Genomic DNA, 14,192 nt, shown 5'->3' with positions numbered 1-14,192 from the left:
AAACTCACTCAACTAACTCTTCTTGTTGAACTAATATGTAGCCAAATTCCCTCGCTTTTTTGATCAAATTTTTTACAATTCTATCTTTATAGCGTGTTTCATAGTATTCCATTCCTTTTTCTACATATTCCTGTCCGTATTTGAGCATACTATAAAATATGCATGCCATTTTTCTTGCAGTAGCTGTTATTTCTTTTGGTTCTCCCAGTCGTTTTTTCAATCTTCTGTAGTATGCACCCAACGCACTTTTACTCTTTCCTACAGAATGAGCAGCTATTCGCAAAGCATTTGCAGCACGGTTAATGACTTTACGTGTTCTTGTATTAAACACTTTTTCCCCTGTAACTTTATTAGCAGGACTGAGTCCCAACCACGACGAAAAGTGCTTTTCTGTTGGCCATTTACTGTGGTTTATACCAACTTCTGAAATTATGGTTTGTATACTTAATACATCAAATCCAGGAATTTTAGTGAAATCCATACCAGTGATTCGGTGCAGTTCCTCATACAAAGCAAAGCTTGGCTTACTTTTGCTATTTTTATTCTTTTGCTTACTTAGCTGTTTGCTTTCACAAGACTTTGTTTCAAACGTTTTATAATAGGCTTCAATATTTCTATCACATTCTGCTATTTTTTCTTGATAAATATTATATAGTTCAAATTCTTGCTTTAGCGTGAATAAGTGTTCTTCTCTATAGTCACCAGCTAACGCTTTTGCAATAGTAGACTGATCATTTTTCATTCGCACGTCCCTGAATTCTGCTAATTTTTCAGAATCTCTTTCGCCTTCAATTATAGCTTCAATGATTTTCATACCAGTTATCCCAGTAATATGACTAATAACCTTGTGTAATTGTATATTCATTTGAATTAATGCCTTCTGCATACGTAGAATATGCGTAGATGCACTTTCAGTGAGATTTCTGCGCTGCCGCACGTAACTGCGCAATACACACATCTGATTATCTGGCCTAAACGATCCATAAAGCAGTCCTTAGCTATGCAGTTGTTGGAGCCATTGGCAATCTTGAACGTCAGACTTCCTACCAGGTACATTCTTTACATGCCGTGCATTTACCAATCTTACCTCGAATTTATATGACTCAAGTATTTGAAATAAAGTAATCCAGTATACTCCTGTTGATTCCATAGCTACTGTTGTAACTTTACACTTTTTCAACCACTGTGCTAAGTTATGAAGGTCTTCAGTAAAGCAACCAAATTTCTGAACGCGTTGCTCATCTCCTCCTTCAGGTACACACACATTGTGTACAGCTGAACCAATGTCTATTCCTGCTGCATTAGGATTCACTATTTCTAATTTACTTTTTGCTTTTTTCATGCTAACTCCTACATATAATTTGTTACAGGGAAACGCTTCAGCTTGGAACGGTTGATAGTACAATCTCCTAACCGAGGTAGTCTAAATGACTCCATCAATGATTTGACCGTTCCTTCCAAGACCATGCTTGCATACGGGCACTTAGGCACCATTGAAAATGTCGATCATAACTGCAGAGGCGCTCCCTCTACAACTATACTTGAAAATTACTAAAAACTTAAATTTGTGTGTTTCTTTCTGATTTGACAGATTTTTCTGTTCGATTCTTGCAATATAGAAGCCACTTATTACAACAAACTTTAAAAACATCACATTTTACATTACTATGAATTTTTGTTTCTTGTTAGATAGATGAAATTCACATTATCTTGGTTATTAGAGTACTTAGAAACCAATGCTAGTTTAGAGGAAATTACTGATAAATTAACTCACATAGGGTTGGAAGTAGAGAATGTGATCGACAATTCCAGATTGGCCGGGTTTGTTGTTGCAGAAGTATTAGAATTCGCACCTCATCCAAATGCTGATAAATTAAAATTATGTAGAGTAAATGATGGAAGTAAAGTTCTGCAGATAGTCTGCGGAGCAAAAAATGTTAAAGAAGGCATGAAGACTGTACTTGCATCTCTTGGTAGCACATTGCCAGAAAGCAACTTTACAATTAAGCCTACAAAAATAAGAGGAGTGCTAAGTGAAGGGATGCTCTGCTCTGCCTCTGAGCTTTCGCTGACTCAAGATGAAAGTGAAGGAATAATCGAGCTTTCTGATGATTATAAAACAGGAGATAAATTTTTCAATTGCGATCCTGTAATTGACATAAACATCACTCCAAACCGTGGAGATTGCTTAGGAGTATATGGAATAGCTCGAGATTTAGCAGCAACTGGAATTGGAACGTTAAAGGCTTCAAACATTCCACAACTTGCCTGCTCTATAAATTCACCAGTAAACGTCAAAGTTACTGACGGGGAGAGCTTTATTAGTGGAATATACATCACCAATGTAAAAAATAAAGAAAGCCCAAAATGGTTAAAAGATAAATTGGAATCGATAGGAATGCGCTCCATTTCTGTAATAGTTGATATTACTAATTACATCATGATATCTTTTGGCCGCCCAATGCACGCATATGATGCAAAGAAAATAGAAGGTGAGCTCATAGTATGCAAAGCAAATGATGGAGAAAAATTTATTGGTTTAAATGGTAAAGAATATTCATTAAATAAAGAAATAAGAGTTATTTCTGATGATAAAAATGTTCATGGAATTGCTGGAATTATGGGCAGCAAGTATAGCGAATGTACACTTGAAACTACTGATATCTTTTTAGAGTCTGCTTGGTTTGACCCCATCTCCATCACTAAATCTTCAAGGCAGCTAGGCATCTCCACAGACTCAAGTTACAGATTTGCACGTTCAATTGACCCTGAATTTACCATTGATGGAATCAATCTTGCAGCCAAAATGATTTTGGATTTATGTGGCGGAGAAGTGTCAAGCATAGTGTCTGCTGGCAATTTGAATAAGGCTGATACCAAGATAAATTTTGATCATCAAGATGCAAACAAACTTGGAAGTGTATCTGCATCACCTAATGAGGTATTCGATATTTTAACAAAGCTAGGGTTTAGTATCGATAAAAAAACCGAAGGTAATTGGAATATACAAGTACCAAGCTGGAGACCGGACGTAACCATACCTGCTGACTTAGTTGAAGAGGTAGTAAGAATATACGACTATGATAAAATAAAGGAAGAGCAACTAGCAGAAGACGTTACAGTAGAAGAAGAGACACAAGATGATTTGCGCATTTTAATGACAAGCAGAGGATTTCATGAAGTGATAACTTGGTCTTTTATGAGTGAATCAATAGCTGAAAAGTTTGGTTACTTGAATAAGTTATTCATTATCGATAATCCATTTAATAATAACTTCAATATAATGAGGCCAAGTGTCATACCAAATTTATTGCAAGTCACTGCAGATAATATTGCTCACGGGATATCTGATCTCGCAATTTTTGAAATTGGACCAATTTATAATGGTGAGGCTCAGTCTAAGTACGTTTTAAGTGGAATTAGATCAGGAAATAATTCGCCGAAAAACCACTATAACACTGATAGAAAAATAGATATTTTTGACGCAAAGGCTGACCTCATAACAGCTTTGGAACTTTTTAATGTCAATTGTGATAATTTAGCAATAGAGAGAGCAGAAAAAGAATATTATCACCCAGGAAAATCAGGCTCCTTATCTTTTAGAAGTAAAATAGTTGGTTATTTTGGAGAATTGCATCCGAGTATATTGGATTTTTTTAACATCAAACAAAAAATTGTAGGCTTTGAGTTGATATTAGAAAATATCGAAAATTTACCTATAAGTAGAAAAAAATTTATCGATTATAAATATCAAAGTGTAAAACGCGACTTTGCATTTATTGTAAATAAAGATGTAGCAGCAGGCAGTATAATCAATATGGTGAAAAAAAGCTCAGAGCTCATCACAGAAGTTTTGATATTTGATGTATATCATGGAAACAATATAGAATCGAATAAGATGTCTATAGCATTTTCAGTTACTTTCTGCTCTCCAACTCACACTTTAACTGAAGAGGAAATCCAAAAAGAATCAAATATGATAGTCAACTTAGTGTGTGAAAATATTGAAGGAACTTTGAGAGCTCATTATTAAGCCGTAATCGCCGTTTCCTGATTTTGCTGTGTCACGTTTACTCCATCCAATTTATTCCCTATCTTGAATTCAATATCCTTGAAAAACCTATCCCACATTCCATGCAAATGCTCTTCTACTTTAGGCCATATATCATTTTTAAATGTCGTTCCATCATCAGAAAATACATTGCCCAACAAAGCTCCAAATTCTTCATAACTTGACTTGAGACATTGAAGAAATGTCTCTACTTCCTTATGAGTATCATGCGCCACACTCAACGCTTTTCCCTCTACGCTCTTATCCCCATGCATTGCAACAGCAAGACCTGTTTTAATATATCCCAAACCTGTCTTAACAGCTTTCATAGGCTGGAGCCATGAACTCTTATCGCTTTTTGGTACATTATTTACTATATTTTCCACCAATCTGTTTATTAAAGGAGACAGTAAATCTTGACAAGAGTGTTTGATGTTATCTTTTGTTTTAATTACAGGACTTTTTATGCACTTTTCTGCCAAATAGTACTCAAGTTCTGCTTTCTCTAATAATTCTTTAACTGCTTCCTGACTAAAAGTCTTACGCTCGAATTCCTTTAGTAAATTATCATCTATTGTTGCAAACTTTATCTTTTCACGAGATTCTAGTTCTTCTCTATAATCATTTATTGTTTTTCTATTTATCAATAATCCTTCTTTTTCTAATTCTAATTGTTCTAGTACTTTTAGAATTTCTTTGTTATTTTCTAAGTGCCTCTCTATTAATTTTGTACTTGGATGATTTTCTCCTTTTCTCTTTCGCTCATTTTCTAAGTACTTATTTAAATTCTCATTTTCTTCTATTTCTTCCTTTAACGATAATATACGTTGCTCTAAGCATTCTGCAATTTTCACTCGTTGCACATTAATCCTCTGTACTAAATACGTCTCCTTTTCCTCTAACAGCTCACATGAATTCTCTATATCCTTTGCTTGACCTTTAAATAAATTTTGCATTTTACATTTCGTTATTTCTAAATACATCTTTGCTATAAAATCATTCACTTTACCTGAAGCTTCTTCTAAACTTTTCTTGCTAAAAGGACCTTTTATCTCCTCTTCTAAACTTCGAAACTGGTCTATTAAGCTTAGTATTCCTAACAGGCTTAACTCACCCTTTGCTTTTCTCATTACTGATTTTACTAGCCTTCGCTCAACTTCTTGATCATCATACTCGAACTTAAAAAGACCTTCTAATTTCCTTTTTAAATCATCATCTGTTAAGTTATTTTTTCCTTCATCATATATTGCTTTCAATGTTTCATGTATCCCAGTATATCTTTCCTGTCCTTGTTTTTTTAAATCTTCAATTCTTTTTTTAGCATCATTTAGAGCTTCCTCTGTTTTTCCAGAATCTGTATCTTTATAAACATCAATTATTGTTTTTTTAGCTATTTTCCCTTCTTGTATAAGACGTTCCCATTCTGCTTTAAATACAGGAAGTGCATCATCACTTATATCATCTATATCACCTACTTTCATAAGGGACTCCTTTATTTTTAGTTCTTTCAAATCTTTGATTATCACTTCTTTCTCATTTGGTAATTCCTTACCTTGACTTTCTAATTTCTGTTTCACTAAAGTATTTTTTAGCTCATCTTCCAGTGAAAAATCTTCTCCCCGTCTATTTTGCTGAAACTTAATTACTTGTATAAAAGCAACTTGATAAGCATTTTCTATTAAATGAGTTGTCAACTTAGAATCTATGCTACTCACCACTTTCAGCCTGAATTTACTCAATAATTCCTTCAGTTTATCATGTGTAATATCTTTCTTTTCTAGATTAACCAGCTCTTCCATAGTTCTTGCGCATTCTTGAATCAAAGTTACAATTACACTTCCGATCTCATTACGCAAGGGCTGAAGACCATTTTTTAAATTGATATTAGCTGATAATTTCAGTATGGTATTTCTTTCTAGATCCCGTCTAATATCAACCCAACTGTCATCTTTATTTTTGTATAAATCCTTAAGTAGTTGTTTAAATTGCGGTGGAAACTTTATTTTCATATCATATGCAATGCTTGACTCATAAACCTCCATTTCATGAAAAGATACCTCTATATTTTGGTGCTTATTATAATACTGCCCCATACTTATTCTAAGAGCAGCAACTAAAGAGTGAGATAACTCTCTATTTAAAAGATAAAAAGTAGCCAAAGCAAATGTTGCAGGAACGATTAAGGCTACAAGCACAGTCACATTAACAAAAATTGCCATTGCAGCAAGAGCGCCATATGCCAATCTTTTTGGCACACCTGTTTCACTCTTTTTTGTCTTATCTTCCACTACACCTTCTTGTGTCTTGCTATTTGCTTTAAATCTACTGTATATGACTAACCCCAGTGCAGTAAAAGCAATATAAGGGAGCATTAAAACTGACAGAGCTAAATTTAATATTTTCTTCTCTGGGCAAGCTCTGTTTATCTCTTTCAATATTTCGCTTGACATATCATACCAGGAGGTAAAAAAGTCAGAATTATAATCTTTATAATGAAATATACTGAGGGGAACATTAAAAGCAGCTATTTGTTTAATTAACCAATCCTGCTTACTTACAGCATCAAAAAACTCTTCTTCCTCTTCTGAATTAGGAAGACCTAAATCATTCCCTTCTTCGACATTAGAAACATCTTCCATAGCATCAAAAAACTCTTCTTCCTCTTCCAAAGCAACATTGGAAATAGATTCTACTTTACCTAAACCATCACTATTGTTATTTAAATCAATAACTTCTCTATGACCATCTGCAACAACTTGATTCATATCACCATCCTACTTAAAGCAATTTAAGTATAGCATAAACATTACTAACTTTGCAACTTTATTAACTTAATACCAACTGTCAAACCTCGGTATTCCTTAGAATAGAAATCGGCCTCGATCTCTTTATTAGTGTCCAAAGATAAGGCAAGGGTCTGATCTTTTATATATTCAACCCATGTATTTATTGCTTCCTTAATTTTCTCATCTTCTGCTTTGATTATTACTCTGATTCTATCTGATATATAAAAATCAGCCTGTTTTCTAGTTTCTTGAATAAGCCTCACAATATCTCTTGCCAGCCCTTCTAGAATTAGTTCATTATTTAATTCAGTATTTAGAATAACAACTCCTTTGTTATTATCAAACACAGCAGAATATTCACTGTTTGCTTTTAATAATAGTTCATATTCACCTTTTTCCATAGTATAGCTCTCTGTTTCATCTCCCAAAAATATCTGTTCGTTTTCAACTTGCTTCCACTTTCCTTCCTTAACGTATTGAACTAGTTTCTTGATTTTGTCTGGAACTTTTCTTCCAAGCACAGGAAAATTTAATTTTAACTCTAGTGATGCAACCTCTTTCAATTCACTTACTATTTCTAGTTCTTTTACATTCACCTCATCTCTTACCATCTCTTGATATTCATCTTCAAGAAAATTGCAGGAAGACTTATGATAAATAGTCATGCTACCAAGTGGCTGCCTTATACGTATGTTAAACATGTTTCTAATAGAGAGTGCAGCATTACATATTTCCCTTACCAAATCCATCTTCGCAATGAGTTCACTATTATATCTATCTAATTGTGGAAAATCAGCCAAATGAACAGATGTTTCTTTATACTTCAGCCCCTGCCATATAGTCTCTGTTATAAGTGGCAACAAAGGAGCTGCAGCCCGTAGTATGTAATAAAAAACTGTGTACAGAACATTATAAGCGTCTGTTTTATCTTGATCTAAGTCACTTTTCCAAAAACGCTCGCGACTGCGACGAATATACCAATTATTTAGCACTTCAAAAAAATCTGTCAAGATTTTGCAAGCTTCCTGAGAGTTGTAGTTGTTCATAGAAGCTCGCATACCTTCCACAGCTTCAAAACATTTTGAAATCATGTAGCAATCAATAGTATTCTGATAATCCCTACAAATCTCAGCTTTAATTCCATCTGCATTTGCATACATAGTAAAAAAGTGATAACTGTTCCAAATAGGTTTTATTACGTTTTTCAGAACATCACGCACTAAATTTCCTTCTTTGTCGAGTAGTAAATTACCACCGCAGACAATGGAACCAGACAGCATAAGAAAACGCAGCGCATCAGAACCATATTTGTCAAACACTTCCATTGGGTCCGCATAATTATTCAGACGTTTGGATAATTTCTGTCCTTTCACATCAAGAACCACACCGTGGCATATGCAGTTCTTAAATGTCTCACTGTCAAATAAAGCAGTGGAAAGCACAAAAAGCGTATAGAACCATCCTCTTGTTTGTGCTATATATTCAGTGATAAAATCCGCAGGGAAATTTTTCTCGAACCATTCTTTATTTTCAAACGGATAGTGAACTTGCGCGAACGGCATCGAGCCAGACTCAAACCAACAATCAAACACATCAGGCACACGACGCATAACTGATTTTCCTGTTGGATCATCAGAATTTGGTCTCGTCAAAGTATCGATAAACGGTCTGTGCAAGTCATCTATCTTAACATTAAAGTCTCGCTCTAGTTCTGCTATTGAGCCATACACATCCACTCTTGGATATTTTGCATCGTCTGATTTCCACACAGGAATTGGAGTACCCCAGAATCGATTGCGTGAAATAGACCAGTCGCGCGCTCCTTCAAGCCATTTTCCAAATTGACCATCTCTAATGTGGTTTGGTATCCAATTAACTCTCTTATTTAGCTCTACCATTCTGCTTTTGAATTTTGTAACGGCAACATACCAAGAAGGCATAGTACGGTAGATTAAAGGAGTGTCAGTTCTCCAGCAGTGTGGATAATTGTGAATATATTGCTCAGTTTTAAACCAGCTCCCCTGCCTTTTTAATTTCTTGATTACTGTATCATTGGCATCAAAAACATGAACTCCTGCCAAATCTGAAACTTCAGTAGTAAATTTTCCAGCGTTATCAACTGGACAAACAGCTCGAATATCATGGCTTTGGCAAAGGTAAAAATCTTCTTCACCAAATCCAGGAGCAGTGTGCACAACACCAGTACCATCTTCTCCTGTAACATAATCAGCAATGAAAACACGGAACGCATTTTTTGTATCTTTAAAGTAATCAAACAGTGGTTTATAGGAAAGACCTGCAAGATCACTCGCTTTAAGTTTTGTATTACAGTTTTCATATTGAATATTGCTTTGTTCACAGTGGCTGACAAATTTCTCTAAATAACTTTCAGCAAAGATGCAGACTTCACCATTTACTAACACCATACAATACTCAATATCCTCCCCTACTGCCAGTGCAAGATTGCTCGGCAACGTCCAAGGCGTTGTAGTCCAAGCAAGTAATCTACATTTTTGTTTAAATTGCTTTGGATTTTCTAAAAGTTCAAAAGCAACAGTTACAGCTTTGCTAATTTTTTCTCTATATGCATTATCAAGCCTTGTTTCAAAATTAGAGAGTGGAGTTTCGCAGGCCCAGCTATAGGGAACAACGCGTATTGATTCATACAACAGACCTTTATCATAAAGCTGCTTAAATGCCCACATGACCGACTCCATGAATGACTTATCCATAGTCTTATAGTCATTGTGAAAATCTACCCATCTTGCTTGTCTATTTACATACTTCTCCCATTCTGATGAAAATTTCATCACAGAAGTACGGCAATTATTATTAAATTTTTCAATGCCAAATTTCTCTATCTCAGTTCTACCAGATATTCTAAGTTCCTTTTCCGCGCCCATCTCAGCCGGTAGCCCATGGCAATCCCAACCAAATCTGCGTTCAACCCTTTTTTGCAGCATAGTTTGATATCTTGCAAATGCATCTTTTATAAAACCAGTAAGCAAGTGTCCGTAATGCGGAAGTCCATTTGCAAACGGAGGACCATCATAAAATACAAAACAATGATCCTTGGAACGTTTCTCGACTGACTGCTCAAAAATTTTATTTTCCTGCCAAAATTTTATGATTTCCTTTTCTAGCAATGAAAAATCAGGACTGCTGCTTGTATCAGGATAATACTTCATATTCATTTTAACTAGATAAAATCAAAGAATATAGAGCTTTCTGGAAAATTACAAATCCAAAAACTCTGTTTCTATAAACATTGATAGGTATTGACATTATTATACAGCATATTAATAAATCAGACTTATTTACTTAAGTTAAAGATGAATAAAGACAATAACAGTTGGCCTTATCAGAAATTTCACGATGCTAACAAAAATAATAGTAAAAGCAGCGTTATTTGGAGATAGCTTTCTTATGAATATAATAATTCTGGAAAGGTTGAAAAAGTACACTATCAGTGGGAAAAGAAAAAAATCCCGCAAATCTATTATATCAAGTCTCATATGATTGAGTAACAGAGAGTTGTAGTCCCTTAAGGATTAAATCTAGATAGCTTATAAACTTATAAAAACACACAAAGTGCTTCTACATGAGAGCATAGGAGCACTTTTCTCTAATTAGGCAGCGCATCCCAACAAACTATTTTGCCGAGCTTCCAATATCCTTACACTTACTATTTTATCTTTGTATTTATCGTCAGGATCATCAACGCATACTGATTGCATGTATGGGCTTTTACCAATAATTTGATTTTGGTGTTTACCTTTTTTATCACTGAATAGAACAGATACAGTTTTGCCTATCATACTCTGGTTAAATTCAAGTTGTTGTTCACTAATTAATTTCTGTAAACGAAGAAGGCGCTCTGTTTTAACCTCTTCTGGTACTTGATCTTTTCTTTCCGCCCCTGGCGTTCCTGGCCTTGGGCTATATTTAAAACTATAAGCCTGAGCATATTTTATTTTTTCTACTAATTTCATAGTTTTTTCAAAATCTTTTTCAGTTTCTCCAGGAAAGCCAACGATAAAATCAGAAGAAAATTCAATTTCAGGTTTCAATTTGCGCAATCTGTCTATTATTCCCAAATATTCCTCTGCCGTGTGTTTTCTATTCATTGCACGCAATATTTTATTCGAACCTGACTGCACAGGTAGGTGAACAAACGGCATGAGTTTTGATTCCTCCGCATGTACCAAGTAGAGAGATTCGTGCATATCTCTTGGATGAGAAGTTGTGTAGCGGATTCTTTCTAGCTTTTCAATTTTAGCAATGTGACTAATTAATTTTCCTAAATCCCACACCTCTCCTTCGCACTCTCCATGATAAGCATTAACATTTTGACCGAGCAAATTGATTTCCCTTGCCCCATTTGCAACTAACTTCAATGTTTCACGGAATATTTCATTTACTGGTCGTGAATACTCAGCCCCGCGTGTATATGGTACCACACAAAACGTACAAAATTTATCACAACCTTCTTGTATGGCAAGAAACGCAGAAGAACCCTGGCTATTGCCATAGCATTCATCTGGCAATTTATCAAACTTCGCAACTTCTGGAAAATCAGTATTTATTGCATGACCTTTACTTCTGCTTGCTTTGACTATTAACTCCGGTAAAGCAGAAATACTCTGCGGACCAACAACAATATCAACAAAAGGAGCCCTTCTGAACACTTCTTCTCCCTCTGCTTGCGCTACACATCCAGCCACCACTATGGTCATTTCCTTATTTTTTTGTGATGAATGGATTCTTCCAAGCTCTGAGTAAAGCTTTTCTGCTGCCTTTTCTCTAATATGACAAGTATTTAATATCACCAAATCAGCTTGTTCTGCATCACTAACAACGTTGAACCCTAAAGGCTTAACTATATTCTCCATTAAAATGGAGTCATAAACGTTCATCTGACAGCCGTAAGTTTTAATATATAGGCCTTTCATATTTAAAATTCTTCACACAAATTCTAGCAAATTATACGAAAAACTGAATTCTAGTACAACAGCCAATAAAGATTGCTTGACAAACCTTCTCGCTTTCCTTACTCTAACAGTAGAGGTATTTTAAGAGCTCAAAAATCTATCTTCGTCTGCAGACTTTTCAGTCAATTTTTCAAAAAAACGTAGTGTATCTTCTTCAGCACGTGTTCAAATTCTGTTGTATGTGCGCTGCATTTTCTTTCTAATCTTTCAGGAGGATTTTATGTCCAAAATTCCAGATACTTAACCTTTATTCTTAAGCTAAAAACCGATTGGTACCTATGGTTTTTATAAAGAAAGTGCAAAAAATACTTTAAAGAATATGAAATAAAGGTAGAAAAGGTTTGAGTAACCAAAAACTGTTTCCAGGCATAAATTTGTCATGTATACCAAAAAGTAATTACACTAATATAATATTCACACTTATATGCCAATATAGATATAATACTAATTAAAGAGCATGTTATGCAAGAAGAAGTATCAGATTTTACAGATGCTCTTTGTCAAAATAAATGTGATTCCTTTCGAGTGACACTCTCCTATATCTTTCTTTAGGTTACAAAGAAGTCTAACACAATTATAGAACAAGCGTAAAAGTTCTGGTAAAGTAGTTTTATTTACAAAAAATATGCTACTTGATATTGAAAAATGCAGCATAACAAATGCACTGTGGAAGTTACAAGAAGCAGATCAAAGGGAGATTTTTACTCTTATACAGAGATTTGAGTTGCCAGAAATATTAGCAAGAATATTAGTTGCTCGTGGTGTTAACATAGAAAATGCACATGACTTCTTACACCCACTAATCAGATCGCTATTACCAGATCCCTTTCACCTCCTTGATATGGATAAAGCTGTTTCTCACATAATAAAAGCAATAAACAATAATGAGAATATTGCAATATTTGGTGATTACGATGTTGATGGTGCAACGTCATCAGCATTGATTAATAGGTACCTAAGAGCGATTGGGACACACTCTATAATCTATATTCCAGATCGTGTTGATGAGGGCTATGGATTGAACACAGATGCTTTATTACAACTTAAAAAGAATGGTATTGATTTATGTATTTCTGTTGATTGCGGTACGCTTGCATATCAACCAATAGAAGATGCAAAAGTCTTTGGACTTGATATTATAGTTGTCGACCATCACCTTGGAACAGAAAAATTACCAAGTGCTGTAGCAGTTGTTAATCCCAACCGCCTTGATGAGAGCTCTCCTTATACTAATCTTGCAGCAGTTGGAGTGTCATTTCTGCTAATTGTTGCTCTTAATAGAAGCCTACGTGAGCAAGGATTTTTTACCAACAAAAAAGAACCAGATTTATTTGATCTACTGGATTTGGTTGCTCTTGGAACTGTTTGCGATGTTATGCAGATTACAGGCCTAAATAGGGCTTTTGTTTTACAAGGATTAAAAGTTATGTCAGCAAGAAAAAATGTTGGCTTACGTGTTTTGTTTGACGCTTTGGGAATCCTTGAAAAACCAAGTGTTTCACGATTAGGGTTTAGCATTGGACCGTGCATAAATGCCGGAGGAAGAATTGGAGAAGCATCGCTCGGTGCAAGGTTGCTTTCCACCGATGATGATGATGCACATTCAATCGCGCTAAAACTAATAGATTTGAATAATGCAAGAAAAATGCTAGAAAATGAGGCTATTTTGGAAGCCACAACACAAGCGGAAAATTTTGCCCACTTAGGTGTAAATTTTATAATGGTAAGTGGTAATTGGCACCAGGGAATAATTGGTATCATTGCATCAAGACTAAAGGAGCAATTTCACTTACCAACGATAGTAATATCTTTAAATAATGGAATAGGAAAAGCAAGCTGCAGATCAATTTCTGGGGTAGATATTGGTGCTGCGGTTCTTTCTGCAAAATTTACCAACCTAATCATTGAAGGTGGTGGTCACAGTATGGCAGCAGGATTTTCGATTAAGGAAGATAAAATAAGTGATCTACATGATTTCTTTACTGAAAGATTTGCAAACTCTACAAATGACAAAATCATAAAAGCTGATGGTATAGTAACAGCTAAAGCAATAAACTTATCCCTTTGGAATCAACTGCAGCGCTTAGAGCCATTTGGAGCTGGCAATCCTGAACCGAGATTAATCATTCAAGGAGCAAAGATAAGAAAGCCGGAAGTTATAGGAGTTGACCATATAAAATGTTTTATTGCTGACGATAATGTTATGGTCAAAGCTATTGCGTTTCGCTGTGCAAATACTGAGCTTGGCTCTGCTATTATGCAGGGTAATGTTAAAGCCATTTTGGGTAAAATCTCTATGAATTACTGGAATGGCAATGAATTTGTGCAGTTTTTAATAGAGGATGTATTGACCATTAGTTGAGT

At 35.0% G+C, this 14,192-nt stretch carries 5 protein-coding genes and 1 pseudogene; 2 read left to right on the top strand and 4 right to left on the bottom strand.

What is annotated here, in order from left to right:
* Positions 1–4 precede the first annotated feature (4 nt).
* Positions 5–1,342: pseudogene (locus tag M3L71_RS02265) on the bottom strand (IS110 family RNA-guided transposase).
* A gap of 351 nt (positions 1,343–1,693) precedes the next feature.
* Here M3L71_RS02265 and pheT point away from each other — a divergent pair.
* Positions 1,694–4,033, top strand: coding sequence for a phenylalanine--tRNA ligase subunit beta (gene pheT / locus M3L71_RS02260; RefSeq protein WP_280143865.1), 2,340 nt, complete (start codon positions 1,694–1,696; stop codon positions 4,031–4,033).
* On the opposite strand, the gene M3L71_RS02255 is transcribed toward pheT, so the two are convergent.
* From M3L71_RS02255 to miaB, 3 genes are all read right to left on the bottom strand, one after another.
* On the bottom strand, positions 4,030–6,816 hold the full coding sequence (locus M3L71_RS02255) for a hypothetical protein (protein ID WP_280143864.1): 2,787 nt from the start codon (positions 6,814–6,816) through the stop codon (positions 4,030–4,032). The genes pheT and M3L71_RS02255 overlap by 4 nt on opposite strands.
* 44 nt (positions 6,817–6,860) lie before the next feature.
* Positions 6,861–10,031: an isoleucine--tRNA ligase gene (gene ileS, locus M3L71_RS02250; protein ID WP_280143863.1), complete on the bottom strand. Its 3,171-nt coding sequence runs from the start codon at positions 10,029–10,031 to the stop codon at positions 6,861–6,863.
* Positions 10,032–10,466: 435 nt separating this feature from the next.
* Complete coding sequence (gene miaB, locus M3L71_RS02245; RefSeq protein ID WP_280143862.1) at positions 10,467–11,789, bottom strand: tRNA (N6-isopentenyl adenosine(37)-C2)-methylthiotransferase MiaB; 1,323 nt, start codon at positions 11,787–11,789, stop codon at positions 10,467–10,469.
* Between the two features lie 664 nt (positions 11,790–12,453).
* Between miaB and recJ the strand changes: the two genes are divergently transcribed.
* Positions 12,454–14,190 carry a single-stranded-DNA-specific exonuclease RecJ gene (gene recJ, locus M3L71_RS02240; RefSeq protein ID WP_280143861.1) on the top strand — a complete coding sequence of 579 codons (1,737 nt, stop codon included), beginning with the start codon at positions 12,454–12,456 and terminating at the stop codon, positions 14,188–14,190.
* Positions 14,191–14,192: the final 2 nt, after the last annotated feature.

Origin of the sequence: Wolbachia endosymbiont of Frankliniella intonsa (genome assembly GCF_029856955.1) — a bacterium.
Taxonomy (GTDB): domain Bacteria; phylum Pseudomonadota; class Alphaproteobacteria; order Rickettsiales; family Anaplasmataceae; genus Wolbachia.
Note: the sequence above shows the minus strand (reverse complement) of the source record. Positions and strands in the feature narration are given on the sequence as shown.

Excerpts from the sequence above, each read along its gene's own strand:
- recJ (WP_280143861.1), top strand. The coding sequence starts at position 12,454 with ATGCTACTTGATATTGAAAAATGCAGCATAACAAATGCACTGTGGAAG.
- M3L71_RS02255 (WP_280143864.1), bottom strand. The coding sequence starts at position 6,816 with ATGAATCAAGTTGTTGCAGATGGTCATAGAGAAGTTATTGATTTAAAT.
- pheT (WP_280143865.1), top strand. The coding sequence starts at position 1,694 with ATGAAATTCACATTATCTTGGTTATTAGAGTACTTAGAAACCAATGCT.
- ileS (WP_280143863.1), bottom strand. The coding sequence starts at position 10,031 with ATGAATATGAAGTATTATCCTGATACAAGCAGCAGTCCTGATTTTTCA.
- miaB (WP_280143862.1), bottom strand. The coding sequence starts at position 11,789 with ATGAAAGGCCTATATATTAAAACTTACGGCTGTCAGATGAACGTTTAT.